Annotated in this window: 14 protein-coding genes; 4 read left to right on the top strand and 10 right to left on the bottom strand. The window is 54.0% G+C overall.

Annotation, left to right across the window (positions count from 1 at the left end; translation table 11 throughout):
• Positions 1–49: 49 nt before the first annotated feature.
• The 10 genes from B3527_RS05265 to B3527_RS05310 all read right to left on the bottom strand — a co-directional run bounded on the left by B3527_RS05265 (position 50) and on the right by B3527_RS05310 (position 11,706).
• Positions 50–1,648, bottom strand: a complete 1,599-nt coding sequence (locus B3527_RS05265; protein WP_290479354.1) for a nickel-dependent hydrogenase large subunit — start codon at positions 1,646–1,648, stop codon at positions 50–52.
• Between the two features lie 21 nt (positions 1,649–1,669).
• The gene (locus B3527_RS05270; protein ID WP_290479353.1) at positions 1,670–2,635 is read right to left on the bottom strand and encodes a hypothetical protein; all 966 of its coding nucleotides are present in this window, start codon (positions 2,633–2,635) and stop codon (positions 1,670–1,672) included.
• Positions 2,636–3,120: 485 nt separating this feature from the next.
• Complete coding sequence (locus tag B3527_RS05275) at positions 3,121–4,563, bottom strand: sigma-54 dependent transcriptional regulator (RefSeq protein ID WP_290479352.1); 1,443 nt, start codon at positions 4,561–4,563, stop codon at positions 3,121–3,123.
• Between the two features lie 419 nt (positions 4,564–4,982).
• Complete coding sequence (locus B3527_RS05280; RefSeq protein WP_290479351.1) at positions 4,983–5,258, bottom strand: metal-sensitive transcriptional regulator; 276 nt, start codon at positions 5,256–5,258, stop codon at positions 4,983–4,985.
• A gap of 56 nt (positions 5,259–5,314) precedes the next feature.
• A complete protein-coding gene (locus tag B3527_RS05285) occupies positions 5,315–6,034 on the bottom strand; it encodes a glutaredoxin (RefSeq protein ID WP_290479350.1) in 720 nt (239 codons plus the stop codon).
• 280 nt (positions 6,035–6,314) lie between these two features.
• Positions 6,315–6,770, bottom strand: a complete 456-nt coding sequence (locus B3527_RS05290; protein WP_290479349.1) for a rhodanese-like domain-containing protein — start codon at positions 6,768–6,770, stop codon at positions 6,315–6,317.
• Between the two features lie 14 nt (positions 6,771–6,784).
• Positions 6,785–8,191, bottom strand: a complete 1,407-nt coding sequence (locus B3527_RS05295; RefSeq protein WP_290479348.1) for a site-specific integrase — start codon at positions 8,189–8,191, stop codon at positions 6,785–6,787.
• A 433-nt stretch (positions 8,192–8,624) separates the two neighbouring features.
• Positions 8,625–9,050: a hypothetical protein gene (locus B3527_RS05300; RefSeq protein WP_112061951.1), complete on the bottom strand. Its 426-nt coding sequence runs from the start codon at positions 9,048–9,050 to the stop codon at positions 8,625–8,627.
• 4 nt (positions 9,051–9,054) lie between these two features.
• On the bottom strand, positions 9,055–11,016 hold the full coding sequence (locus tag B3527_RS05305; RefSeq protein WP_290479347.1) for a conjugal transfer protein TraG: 1,962 nt from the start codon (positions 11,014–11,016) through the stop codon (positions 9,055–9,057).
• 273 nt (positions 11,017–11,289) lie between these two features.
• Positions 11,290–11,706, bottom strand: a complete 417-nt coding sequence (locus tag B3527_RS05310) for a MerR family transcriptional regulator (RefSeq protein ID WP_112061949.1) — start codon at positions 11,704–11,706, stop codon at positions 11,290–11,292.
• 88 nt (positions 11,707–11,794) lie between these two features.
• On the opposite strand from B3527_RS05310, the gene B3527_RS05315 reads away from it, so the two are divergent.
• From B3527_RS05315 to merA, 4 genes are read left to right on the top strand one after another with little or no spacing between them, the layout of a single operon-like run.
• The gene (locus tag B3527_RS05315; RefSeq protein WP_112061948.1) at positions 11,795–12,184 is read left to right on the top strand and encodes a mercuric transporter MerT family protein; all 390 of its coding nucleotides are present in this window, start codon (positions 11,795–11,797) and stop codon (positions 12,182–12,184) included.
• A 12-nt stretch (positions 12,185–12,196) separates the two neighbouring features.
• Entirely contained in the window at positions 12,197–12,529 is a 333-nt protein-coding gene (locus B3527_RS05320; RefSeq protein ID WP_112061947.1) for a heavy-metal-associated domain-containing protein, read from the top strand.
• Positions 12,530–12,532: 3 nt separating this feature from the next.
• Positions 12,533–12,766 carry a mercury resistance system transport protein MerF gene (gene merF / locus B3527_RS05325; RefSeq protein ID WP_112061946.1) on the top strand — a complete coding sequence of 78 codons (234 nt, stop codon included), beginning with the start codon at positions 12,533–12,535 and terminating at the stop codon, positions 12,764–12,766.
• Positions 12,756–14,180 carry a mercury(II) reductase gene (gene merA / locus B3527_RS05330; RefSeq protein WP_112061945.1) on the top strand — a complete coding sequence of 475 codons (1,425 nt, stop codon included), beginning with the start codon at positions 12,756–12,758 and terminating at the stop codon, positions 14,178–14,180. Before merF ends, merA begins: the two co-directional genes overlap by 11 nt.
• The last annotated feature ends 51 nt before the right edge of the window (positions 14,181–14,231 follow it).

The following is a 14,231-nucleotide window of genomic DNA, read 5'->3' on the forward strand; positions in this document are numbered from 1 at the left end:
GAGCGAAGATCAAAATCAACCTTCGCTCCAGAGATGTCACCAGGTAGGCCTAAGCTGTTCGGAAACGCGCCAATTCTTCACCGGTTTTGGCGTCATGCGCATGCACCGTACACACAAGACAACTGTCATAAGAGCGGCAAACATGGCCCACCTCGACAGGGTCAGTTGGATCAGCAATTGGCGTTCCAATCAAAGCCTCTTCGATCGGGCCGCGTTCCCCTGCTGTGGAGCGTGGGCCAACATTCCAAGTTGTCGGCGCAATGATCTGATAGTTTTTTATTTTACCTTCTTTGATTTCGACCCAATGGCAAAGCGCACCGCGAATAGCCTCTGTTGCACCCCAACCGCGACCGTCCTTTTCCGTTGGCTTAATATACCAAGGATCAGTCAATTTGAACTCGCGCAAGCAACGCTCCGCTTCCCGATAAAGCTTGCAAAGCTCATGCATGCGGGCAAAGTGACGGAGCAAAGCAGATGGGCCGCCCATCTTGCGGTACATATCCAAAATCAATGGATCGGTATGTTGCCAAGCCTCGCCATGAGATCCGCCAGCTACGAGTTGACGGGCAAGTGGTCCAGCTTCCAGACGGCCATTTTCTTCATGGCTCACAGCTGTGCCCCAAGAGTATTTACCGTCAATATCAATATCGTTTTTCTGGATCGGATTGGTGGTCCTGTCAAATGGATGCACCATATCGCTGCCCTCATCATACCAAGCATGCAAGGTATCTTCGCGGGCAAATTTTTGATCCATAATTTTATGGGTATCTGTCGCACCGTCATACACACCAGACTTCATGATAAGGGCAGCATTTCTGCCTTCAATCGTTGGCTTTTGATATTTGTCTTCGTGCGGAAGATATCCCCAAGTTACAAACTTGTTGTGACCCCGACCGTAATTCTGAAGACCGATGTCCATCCCCATTCGCCAGTAGAGACCTAGGTCTGAATTGGCATGCTCAGGCTTCTCGTCGAGCCACGCAATGAAGTCATCATAGGATTTGATCTCCTCATAACGCTCCATGGAACACCCGAACCAAAGTGTTTCGATCCAATTTTTGCGGAAGTGTTCCAGGATCGCGATAGAGCGTGTGACGTCGGTAAGTGTTGGCGCACACATAACCCCGCCCGGAACCATGAATGAGGAATGCGGCCACTGCCCACCCAAGAGAGCATAGATTTCAACCGGGCGCCCTGAAATGGTGACACCAGCTTCATAAGACGTGCCTGTGAATGGTGAGTATCTTTTGACCGCTTCTTCGAAATACTGACTCTTGGAATAATTCTTATTGGTAAAATCAATCATGAAGAGGCCATAGTGATGGCGCGGCAATGATTGCAGCGATTCAACAATCTGTCCCAGATTACGAGCCAGAATAGCGTTTCGCGGAACCTCTGTTCCCCATGCCGTATCGAGCGCCCACGCTGCGCAGGTCAAATGTGACGCGCCGCAAATACCGCAGGCACGTGGTGTGACCACAAGACCCGCTTGGGGATCTTTGTCTTTTAGAATGACCTCAAAGCCGCGGAAAAGCTCCGCATGCGTCCAAGCATTGGTAACAACGCCGTCTTCAATATCGACGCGAACATCAAGATCGCCTTCAACACGGCCAACGGGTGAAATATCGAGTGTTTGAACTTGTGACATAATAATAACTCCTGATGTCGCTTATACGACGAAAATATCTTCTTCAGCCCAAGCTGGTGAAGCTCCCTTCGCGGCGGCCGTTAGCTTCATATAACCCTTCTTGTTCACGCCGGTGGGCATGTCCTTTGGTACGCCCATAACCGTTTGTGTCTTGAAGACCGTACCGGGTGCCAAATCGAAGAACGGAAACTCAGGTTCGGTACAGCCCAGGCACGGCATACCAGCACGTGTCTTGGAAGACTGACGGTTCCAGAGAATTCTATTACATGGACTATGTGTCATCGGTCCCCGACACCCAAGATCATAGAATAAGCAACCCTTGCGCTGACCGAAGGCCGTCGTCGAGACCTTGTAAGCAAAGTGCATGTTTCTCGTGCACCCCGTCTGCGTAAAGCTTGAGAAGAAGGTCTTAGGCCGTTGGAATTCGTCCAAGGTTAAGTCCCCTGCTCGTCCTGATGCAACGGCCACGAGGATTTGTGTAACCCAATCAGGGTGCGCCGGGCAGCCTGGAATATTGATGACAGGAAGGCCAGCTTTCGAAACGTAATCTTTGCCAAGCAATCCGCCATCATGATCTCTTTTCAAGAATTGAAGCCCGGTGCTTTCACTTGGGTTTGGCGCCATGGCAGGAATGCCGCCATAAGTCGCGCAATCGCCAATCGCTACAACAAATTGTGCCACGTCGCATAATTCTTTGACCCAGTCTTTCATTGGGCGACCGCCAAAACGGTTCCAATTGCCAGTACCGTCTGGCGCGTTCACGATTGATCCTTCGAACACAAAGATGTCCAATTGGATTTCGCCTGAGACACATTTCTTCAAAATGTCCTGAACCTGATCGCCAAGTTCCAGTCCCAATGAGGGTTGCCAAAGAATATTGATGCCAAAGTCTGTAACCAAGTCACAGGCGCTCGGCTCCTCAGCATTGAGAAATGACATTGTATTGCCGGAACACGCTCCGCCTTGAAGCCAGAGAAGATTTGCCATGATGAGTCCCTTTTCAGCAAGTTTATCTTGACGAAGATCACGGTCTCCTCGCTGATTGCGCAGTACACTCAGCTATAGATTGCGAACCTCTTGATTCCATATGAGGAAACCAGACACGCCTTGTAAAGCCTTATTTTCACGCAATTTTTTTCGATTTAGTGCAGAGAAACTTTCTTTGTCATGGTGCAAATCAAGTTTCAGCGCGTGCAAAATTGCAAGTCAACAGACTAGCCGTTCCGGTTTCCGCAGACTGGGCACTCAACCTCAGCCCTTAGGCCATACCAGACCCCCTCGCATGGCGTGCACCAATGCCCGACGGCATGACTGGGTTTGTTTGATAGCGCCGACAGTAAAGAGGTATGGCCTAGCTCTTTGGCTGGCTGGTTTCGATTCGAGCCTGGCAATCTTGAGAATGGAAAACGTGTGACATTCGTCTCTGTTGGCATATTCGCACCTGTGTCTTGCGGAATCGTCTCGCGATCAAATCAACCTTGGCTCAACTCATAACGCTTGATCTTATTTGCAATTCCCACCCGCGATACGCCGAGTTGTTCTGCAGCCCGTTTTTGGTTCCAACGATGACGCTCAAGCGCTTTGGAGACCACATGCTTTTCTAATTTCTCTACCATTTCCTTGAGAGTTGCGCCATCGACCTCAAAGTCCTCCGTGGTGGATTTATCAATATTGATACTGGCAATGTTTGGAGAAAGATGCCGGGTGAGGATATAGCTATCCGTGCCTGCGATCGTGACAGCCCTTTGGATCTCCATTTGAAGCTCGCGCACATTTCCAGGATAATTGTGGAGACTAAGTCGCTTCAGCGCGTCCATTGCAATGCCCAACAAATGTCGACCAGACACTTCTGACGCACGCTCCAAGAAATGAGTCGAAAGAGCCGGAACATCTTCTAGGCGCTGCCTTAAAGGTGGGATGTTAAGCTCAATCCCTTTGAGACGATAATATAGATCTCGCCGAAAAGTGCCTTTGACAACCAATTCCTCAAGTGGCCGATTACTCGCAGCGATGACCCGCACATTGGAATAGAGCGTTTCATCCGACCCGAGCGGCTTGACCTCCCCTTCCTGCAAAAATCGCAGCAAGCTGACCTGGAACGCAGGAGATACTTCAGAAATTTCATCCAGGAAGACGGTCCCGCCATCAGCAGCGCGGAAAAGGCCCAAACGCGGCGTCAATGCGCCCGAATAGGCCCCCGCCACATGGCCAAACAATTCAGAATGCAAAACATCATCGGGAAACCCTCCACAATTTTGGACATGCATAGGAGAGTTTTTACGATCAGAATTGTAGTGCACCGCGCGCGCCATTAGTTCTTTGCCGGTGCCCGTTTCGCCCTGTATCAAGATTGGAATTTCTGTCGCTGCGGCTTGTCGAGCCAAGGCGCACAGCTCATCCATTTTGGGGCTGACATAGATAAGTTTTTCAAATCTGGACCAAGGGCTCTTTATATCCTCAGATTTTGTTGGCTTGAAGATATGGTCATCTATCGACAGTTTTAGCTCTCGAGATAAAAGCCTATGACGACGCGAAAGCTCACTTATCTCAAGCGCGCGTTTAACGACGATCTTGAGTTGTTGTGCCTGAACAGGCTTTACCAGATACATAAATGTTGCGGCTCGAGATGCCAGATCGACCGCCTCGGCGGATATCTCCCCATCCGTAATCAAGATACGCGCAGTAGCTGGAGCCCTCACTCTCAAACGCGTTAAAATATTATCAGATGAGTCTTCAAGACTGTCATCGTCACAAATCAATAAATCACACTCAACGTCACTCATTGCGCTTTGTGCTTCCCGCTCGTTTTCGAACGTAATCAAGCGACAATCATTCTCGGCAACTAAGACTGAATGTGCAGCCTTGGTCAGCTGCTCATCAGACGTCAATAGGATAATCGTGTTGTACTGCGACAAATAAACTTCCTTATCATTGTGCAAACTATGTTTGTATCATTGATTTTACAGCACTCGTCAATGGTGACTGTCCATTCGCGGCAACGAGAAATGGACATCCGGCGCCGGCACCTCAGGCGGGGATACAACTGGTAAGGTCCAGCTCCGGTTCGCCCGCTAGGCCCTTCAGGATGAGGCCGGTAACACCCGGTATCACCTTACCTACACTGAGATATCGGACCCGCCACAATAGGTCGTCATTGCGGCTTTTCGATCGCCGGGGGCGCGACCAGCAGACTCGACAGCTCCCATACGGAGGCATCGATTATCTGCTCCGTCGCTACAATCACAACAGTGAGCGTTAGTTTGAGTATGTTCCCCTCATTTCGAAGTAGTTCCGATTAACACCCGTATACGGCTGATGGGGTATTCGTCCCAAATTACTTCTTGCGCCCACCAAGTACTGCGACGAGCTCTTCGACTTTCTCACGACGTTCAGCCACATCGTCGCTGCTCAGGGCATGGTCGACGCACGTGTCCAGATGATCTTGGAGCGTGAGATTTTCGAGCGCCGACAGAGCGGCCTTGATCGCCTGCAGCTGCCGCACAACATCGATGCAATAGCGGTTATCATCAATCATCTTCGAGACACCGCGCACCTGACCTTCGATACGAGCAAGGCGTTTGAGCGCGGCCGACTTTGTTTCTAACTTCATTTCGTATACCCCAGCAGCGTATGTCGCCAGACGTGGAAAGCGGCTCGGCTAAACCCTCAAAACACGAACGCTTTGAGCGGTATCCAAATCCCCATCGCCATCATGACTAGGTTCTCTGTCAAAGACACGAAGCCGAGCGGCACATTGGAGTCGCCGCCAACGCACGCGCATTTTAGGTCGCGCTTGTCGACATAAACAGCCTTGTAAACTGAGATCGCGCCAATCGTACCAATAAACAGCGCGATGGGCGCGCCAATCAAGGCCGCAGCTCCGCCGCCAATCATCAGGACGCCAGCAACCACCTCGGCGAAGGGATAGACATAACCGTACCCAACCTTGCGCTGCGCCAGGAGGTCATAGTTCAAGAACATGGTTGAGAAGCGCTCAACGTCCTGAAGCTTCTGAAGCGCCAAAGCCGTCATCGCGAAAGCGGCAAAGAGTTCAACGGTGCGGACCGCGAGCACATCACCAAGCAGTCCCCAAGACACAGCGAGAGCCATAAGGGCGCTGATCGCGAAGATCATCAAAACGGGGGTGTACGTCTTTTTGTCACTACTTTTCTCATACGACGTCAAACGCTCGCGCAACGCTTCGTACCCGCCGATGCGCTCGCCTCCGATAAAGGCTTGCGGCGTCGTTTTGACATCATGCTTTTGTTTGAAAGCATCGGTTTCTTCGCGCGTCGTTAAATGATGGTCTTCAACGTCAAAGCCCTGTCGCTCGAGCAGCCATTTCGATTTAAGTCCATAAGGGCAGAGATGCTGATCCATCACCATACGATAGAGCGCCGCCGTTTTCTGCGAGACTTGCGGCGCCTCTGCACCATTGGTCGCGTCTAATGATGACATCCTGAGACTCCAAATATACCCTATGGGGGTATATTGATAAGAGCGCACCTTCCGTCAACCGCTCTAAGCGATGAAGATCTGCCCAAGAGGTCAACGGGCTATTCAGCGGGCTACGCCAATCCTGCCGGAATGGGGCAAATCGAGCCGTATTTGGTCCTATTTTTCGAACCACCTCTATTCACGAAGCAGCAATGGCGTTCTTCGAACCTCACTCCTCGACGACTAATCGAACATTCCCAAGCTCTGTCTCAAACGCGCGGCCATCGCCAGACCAGGTCTCGAAGCCCTCATGTGCTGAGACGTTGTGATAGCCTTGTGCGTCAAGCGCCTTCTTCACGAGCGCGGCACGGCTGCCGGTTCGGCAATAGAGTATGATCTCAACATCTGCATCTCTGACTGTATCGGCGACTATGAATTCCGCTTTGCCGCGGGGCAGCCACTGCGCTCCAGGAATATGCCCCAGCTCGAACTCGGACTCGGTACGAACATCATAGAGGAGCACGTCCGGATTCGCGGCCAAGCGCGCAGCGACGTAGTCATTATCAACAAATTCAATGCCTGCCTGAGCCGCCTCAACCACATCTTCCATCGTCATCAAATCGTCCGCCTGTGCAGCGAACGGCAACCCAGCACATAAAACCACAAGGGCCATCATTCTCATCATCAGTATCTCCAATCTCAATCACTAAATTTAAGCCCGTCCGGCACCAGATGAGCAATCTTCATCAATTCGTCCCGCCGGTAGGCCATGGACCCACCGTCTCCATAGGCTGGTCGATCTGTCTTATGCCCCATCAGCGTGCAGCGTAATCCATAATCCAATCCAGCTTCGAGCATTCGTTTCTCGAAAGCGTGTCGGAACGAGTAGATTACGTGGTCTGTTGTTGGAAACAGCCCCCTTTGCCGAAACGCCTTCATCAGATTGGCGGATACGAGTTCGCCGCGATCACGGTAATGCTCGAAACCTTCCGGAGCTGCTCGCATCGCTTCAAGCGCGACGCCGACCAGTGGAATATCGCGTATGGATGTCTCGGTTTTGATTTCACGGTTCTGCCGAGGGCGGATGCGAATAAAAGGGACGTTGGCTTTTAGCTTTATGTCTTCTGGCAGGAGATTGCAGATTTCACTGGTTCTGCAACCTGTTTCGATCAGCACATAAATGATGCACCGTAGCTCCCATCGCAGATCATCAAAGATGCCGGGCGCGAGAATTTTGCTGCGAACCCAGTCATCCTCGAACGGTGGCACGTCGACCCGAGATTCGCCCTTGAAGAACATTTTCCGAAAAGGATTGAGCCGCTCTTCGTCGCCCTTGTGGGAGAAGTAGGCCTCGTGCAGCGTTCGCATATTGCCAATATGCCGATTGGCCGTGTTCGGCTTGGCCGGTTTCTCACCTTCCTCGCGTGGGATCATCCGCTCCATCCACCAGTTGCGGTAAGACAGTGCATCGTCACGTGAGATCGCAGCTATGGGCAGATCGCCGATCACATCAATGAAGTAATTGATTGAGGTCCGCTTGGTCTTTTCCCAGGAGTATTTCTGTTTGGGCGACTTGTTGTACTGCTCGTCGAAAGCGATTTCATCGAGATAGAGCTGGAAGGCTTCAGACACGGTTGTCTTGTCGTCTTCAGCGACAGGTGCAGGCACTGCGCCGAGCAAGGCTTCAGCGTCCTGCATACTTGGTGGGTGCGCTGGAGAGGTGCCCCATTCGAGCAACTGTATGCGTTGCATCAAGTCAGCCAACTCAGCAGAAGCGCCTAAGGTTTCAGCGGGTGCATAGGCAAACCCTCTCGCCATGGCCCGGGCATTCGCTGACTCGTAGCGTTTTGCTGCCGCGGCCTTAGCCGTATCATTCGCGCTGTCTCCTTCCACCTCTGCCAAGAGAAGCGAGGTCCAATAAGCATCATCTGCTTCGACGAGTGCGTCACGTCTCATGCGCGCCACTTTCAAGACTTCAGTATCAAGCCCGACACGCACAAAGGTTCGAGGATCGACATGTTTGAATTTGGCCGGGACCCGCCGATGGTAGTGCCAGCGTTCGCCTCTAAGAAGCAGGAACTGGTCGGAATGCCTGAGAACTGTCATCCTCAAACTGTATCACAATTTGGTTCCAATTTGTATCACAATTTGAGTCAATAACCGGACTCGAGTGGCGAAAACACGTGATGCACGCAACATTTCTACAATGTTTTCAAGGAGTTAATTGTTTGAAAAAATTGAAGAAATGGCGCGAGTGACGTGCCACAATCCATATTTTTTATCCAATGTTTTCAAACACTTATGCGCCTGAAAATCGTTTCTTGGTCCTCATTTTGATCCGATTTTGGTCCACAGATTTGTGGACCGCTTGGGTTCGACGCTGGTTCATCGCGTCGAACTCATTAGTAGCAAGTATTATTAGGAATTTGAATCCCGAAAAGGAAATCATGCTTGGTTCGTCTGATTGGGAGTACCGGACCGACGAACGCGACAGTATGAGATCGGCGTTGAGCAACGAAACTCCTACCGTTGAGTATCTCTACGGCTGCTCGACCACTTCCAATGATTCAGCGTACTGGTGCTCGGCAGGCGATCTCTGATCCGATCCCAACTTCAAAGCAACTTGTCCAAGGAAATACTCAAACCGCTTCCTGCCCAGCGCATGAGCAATGTCACGCTCGCCTTCCGGGATGGGTTCGCTACGGGTCAGCCAGTAATAGACGTAGTGCGCGAGCGTCTCATAGGTAAAGGCGAGATCGCGCTCCATATCGGCCTGGCGTTGGTCATAAGCATCCATACGGACCAGAAGCCGTTCCTCCAGAACCGAGCGGGCTTCCGGATCGAACCACGCGCGTAGCGCGTCCTCCACAATCGCTGTCTTTGTCACGCCGGGCTTGTCGGCCGCTTCGCAGAGCTGCGCGTAGAGTTTCGTCGAAATGCGGATATTGACGCGCGGTTTTGCCATAGCCTCAGAACTCCGGCAATACGTCGGGATCGCCCCGATCCGCGGCGACGGCGCGGCGTACCATATCCAGATTCCGGTCTTCTGCGGGATCGGCGGCGTCTTCCACATCAGGCGCGTCCGAAACTACCGGTTCGATTGCAACTTGTTCTGATTGTGGCGCATGGTCAGGCTCGCGCGTGCGCTTTAGCGCAAGTCCGTCGGCGCTTTCACCCACGTCTAACGGCGGATCGTTCACGAGCGGTGCGACAACAATACCGGTCCAGGGTCCGTCAGCGGTCTCCGCCACCCAAGCGACGCTTGTCGGCGGCAAAACCCGTCGTGTGAAATTCCTGTCCTGGAAATAACGCAGCTTTTTCGCAAGCGCGGGCGGCGCGCCGGACACCATAACGATTTCATCCGCCGCAGAGAGCTGCATGACCTCGCCGGGCGTCACCAGCGCCCGCTGAGTTTCCTGTCGCGAGACCATCATGTGGGAGAGCCAGGGCGCGAGGCGATGGCCGGTACAATTCTTCTGGGCGCGCAACTCGGTTGTCGTGCCCAGCGCGTCGGACACCCGTTTGGCCGTGCGCTCATCATTGGTCGCGAAAGCGATGCGCACATGGCAATTGTCGAGGATCGAATTGTTCGGCCCATAGGCCTTTTCGATCTGGTTAAGGGACTGGGCGATCAGATAGGCGCGGATGCCATAGCCTGCCATGAAAGCAAGCGCGCTCTCGAAGAAATCGAGCCGCCCGAGCGCCGGAAATTCGTCGAGCATCAAGAGCAGCTTGCGGCGGTTCCGTTCGGGAAGGTCTTCGGTCAGTCTCCGCCCGATCTGGTTGAGGATCAGCCGGATCAGAGGCTTGGTCCGGGACAAGTCGGATGGCGGCACGACCAGATAAAGCGAAAGCGGCTGATCGCCACTGACCAGATCTTCGATGCGCCAGTCGGACCGGCGCGTCACTTCGGCGATAACCGGATCACGGTAGAGCGATAAAAAGCTCATCGCGGTCGAGAGGACGCCCGAGCGTTCATTTTCCGACTTGTTCAAAAGCTCCCGCGCCGCTTGCGCCACAATCGGATGAACGCCCTGCGGCCCAAGATGTGCCGTCGTCATCATTGCGCGCAGCGTCACCGCAAAAGATCGCTTCGGGTCCGACAGAAATTGTGCGCACCCTGAAAGGGTCTTGTCTTTCTCTGCATAAAGAACATGCAGGATCACGCCGACCAGCAGGGAATGACCCGTTTTCTCCCAATGATTGCGACGCTCAAGCGAGCCTTCCGGATCGACAAGAATGTCTGCAATGTTCTGGACATCGCGAACTTCGTGTTCGCCGCGCCGCACCGCCATAAGCGGATTGTACCGGGGCGAGCGACGGTCGGTCGGATCAAAGCGCGCGCAGCGGGAAAAACCCGACCGCCATCCTGATGTCAGCTCCCAGTTCTCGCCCTTGATGTCGTGGATGACGGCGCTGCCTGTCCAGGACAGAAGCGTCGGGACGACAAGTCCCACTCCCTTTCCTGACCGGGTAGGCGCGAAGGCCATGACATGTTCCGGGCCATCATGGCGCAGATAGCGGTTTTGCCAACGCCCCAGAAATACACCTATGTCAGCGAGCAGACCTGCGCGTTTGAGGTCTGACCGGTTCGCCCAGCGCGCCGATCCATACGTCGTCACATGACGTTCATGGCGGCTGCGCAACACCGAGCCGATGATCGCCGCAAGAAATCCGAGCGCTGATCCCGACACTGCAACCAGTCCGCCGCGCGCGAAAGTTTCCGGCGCGTATGCCTCATAAGCATACCACCACTGAAAGAGCCGCCAGGGCTTGTAGATCGGGGTCTCCCCCGCCACGAACCACGGCGCGCCCAGCGCCGCCTGATACCCAAGCGCTTCGGCGGTCATCTGCGTCGCCAGCCAGACTGCGCCAATGATCAATGCGAACACAACGCAAATCTGCCCGATCAGTATCTTTGTGCCGGTCATGGCGCTCCACGTCTTTAAGAAAACAGTCCCTCCAAGAATGACGGGCGCAGCGCGTCAGCGACCAGTCCTGAAACCGGCCATTCCAGGCAAGCGCGTGCAAAGCAGTCTAAACGCCTAGCTGCAGGCCGTTGCCGAAGTTTTCATTTTGCGACTATGGTCGTGAGTGAACGGATCAATATGACTTTGCACAGTCTGCGAGCGCATACTCAGGACCGACCATCAGTGAGCCCGACCAAAGTCTAGTTTAGCCAGCTACGGGTATATTCATCCGAACTAATCTGAAATCAAAGTTTCAACGATGGGACAGTACGGCTCATCACCGGCTGCGCAATCATCCGATATAGCTTTGAGTGTGCGTTGAAGTTTCTTCAGGTCGGCGATTTTCCTGGAAACAGATTTCAAATGCTCCTGCGTCAGCGCATGAATCTCGCCGCAAGTGTAATCGCCGCTATCGACCATCGACAGCAGGCTGCGAATTTCATCGACGGAAAAGCCGAGTTCGCGGGACCGCAGGATAAAACGCAATCGGCGTTGATCATCGGTCGAGTAAAGGCGGTGACCGGATTCCGTCCTCGCCGGCTCGGGCATTAACTTGATGTCCTCATAATATCGGATTGTTTCGAGATTGCAGCCGGAGCGGCGGGCGAGCTCGCCGCGCTTCACATAATCTCGCGTAAGCGTGAACGACATCGCAAACTTCCTTCTTGATCCTGTAGTTACTACAGAGCCTACATTGAGCTCAAATTGGAGTCGAGACCATGAAGGATATGCGTTTCAGATGTTAGAAGTAGCGGCCGAGAACGAAAAACCTGGCATTAAGGCAAAGAGCGGCAAACGCTGGTTCGCTGCCGGCGGCGCGCTTGGAGCCCTTCTGGCGTCCTCCTGCTGCATTTTGCCGTTGATCCTGATCAGTCTCGGCGTATCCGGCGCCTGGATCGGAAATCTGACCGCGCTCGAAACCTACAAGCTGGTATTTATCGGGATCGCTGCGGTCTTCATCGCAGCCGGGTTCTGGCATGTCTATTTCCGAAAGGCGGAGCCTTGCGAAGACGGAACCGCATGCGCACGACCGGATTCAGCGCGCTTTACCAAGGCGGCGCTTTGGATATCGGCCATTCTCGTCTTGCTCGCGGCAACCATCGATTACTGGGCGCCGCTGTTTTATTGAAAGGAGCACCTCGTGAAAAAAGTTCTGCTTATCGCGGCAGCCATCGGCGCAACGGCGCTTGGCGGCGTTGTCGTGGTCGCGCAATCATCCAGCGATACGACCGTCCTTGCTTCAGCAGAAGCGACAGAGGCGAGCGCGCAATTTTCAATCGAGAATATGACGTGTGCGACCTGTCCGATTTCGGTGCGCAAAGCCATGAAACGCGTCGAAGGCGTCAAATCGGTGGAGGTCGATTTTGAGACCAAAATTGCGACCGTGGTTTACGATCCGGCTATCGCAACTCCCGCCGAGATTGCCGCAGCGTCGACGAATGTCGGTTATCCCGCAGCCGAAATCGAAACCTGACCAATGCGGTCTCTTCTCAGTGTTGGGATCATCGGCACGATCGTCGCCGCGCTCTGTTGCTTTACACCGGTCCTCGTCGTTCTTTTTGGCGTGATCGGCCTGTCGGCGTTCACGGGATATTTGGACCACATCCTGTTCCCTGCCCTCGGCCTTTTCATCGTCCTCACATTATACGCAGTCTGGCGTCGGCGCCGCCGACAAAACACTCTCTCAGAAAGTAAGCTTCATGACGGATAGCTGTTGTCCCCCAAATTCGAACCCACACGATCTTATCGTCATCGGCGCCGGGTCTGCGGGCTTTTCTGCAGCAATAACCGCCGCCGAAGAAGGCGCGCGGGTGGCGCTGATCGGTCATGGATTGATCGGCGGGACGTGCGTCAATGTCGGATGCGTGCCATCAAAAACGATGATCCGCGCCGCCGAGGCGTTGCACGGCGCGCGGGCGGCGAGCCGGTTCCAGGGGATTACAGGCGAAGCGCATATCGATGACTGGTCCGCGCTCATGGCGGACAAGGATGCACTCGTGTCGAGCCTGCGCCAAAAGAAATATATCGATCTCCTCAGCGCTTATGATTCAATAGATTATATTGAAGCCGCGGCGCGTCTTACCGAAGGCGGCGTCATGGTGGGCGAGCGGCGGATCGAAGCCGCCAAGGTTCTCATCGCAACGGGATCGTCGCCGACAATTCCCGACATTCCGGGTCTTGATGAAACGCCCTATCTGACCAGCACCTCGGCGCTGGAGCTTTCCGAGTTGCCGCGTTCTCTTATCGTGGTCGGCGGGGGGTATATCGGCTGCGAACTGGCGCAGATGTTTGCGCGCGCGGGAGCCGAGGTGACGCTTGTGACGCGCAGCAGGCTATTGCCGGAGGCCGAGCCGGAGATTTCAGAATCGCTGACCGAGTATTTCGAGGCGGAGGGCGTCGCCGTCCGAACCGGACTTTCCTATGTTGGCGTCGCAAAAACCAATGAAGGCGTTTCCCTGACGATTTCCATCGGCAGTGACGAAGAGGTCATTCACGCCGGGCATTTGCTGCTGACGACGGGGCGCAAGGCCAACACCGGAACGCTCGGACTTGAAGACGCGGGCATCGAAACGCTGGGCAATGGCGGTATTGTCGTCGATGAACGCATGCAGACAAGCAAGCCAGGCGTCTACGCCGCCGGCGATGTTACGGGCCGGGACCAGTTTGTCTATATGGCAGCCTATGGCGCGAAGCTTGCGGTAAAAAACGCGCTCAACAGCAATTCGCACACATACGAAAATGCGGCGATGCCATGGGTCGTGTTCACGGATCCGCAAATCGCGGGCGCGGGGTTAAGCGAGGCTCAGGCAAAAGCCGCTGGATTCGATGTCAAAACGTCGGTAGCGCCGCTTGATCAAGTGCCGCGCGCGCTTGCAGCCCATGATACGCGCGGGCTGATCAAGCTGGTCGCCGACGCCGAGACGGATCGTCTACTTGGCGCGCAAATCTTAGCGCCTGAAGGGGCCGACTCGATCCAGACCATCGTGCTCGCGCTCAAATATAATATAACCGCGACGGAACTGGGCGAGACGATTTTCCCTTATTTGACGACGGTCGAAGGATTGAAACTCGCGGCGCAGGGCTTCGACAAGGATGTGACCAAGCTTTCCTGTTGCGCGGGATAATTGGAGCGCGTGATGGCGACTACCGATCTTCAGCTCGAAAAGCCGGGCAGG

Origin of the sequence: Hyphomonas sp. UBA4505, assembly GCF_002388685.1 — a bacterium.
GTDB lineage: Bacteria > Pseudomonadota > Alphaproteobacteria > Caulobacterales > Hyphomonadaceae > Hyphomonas.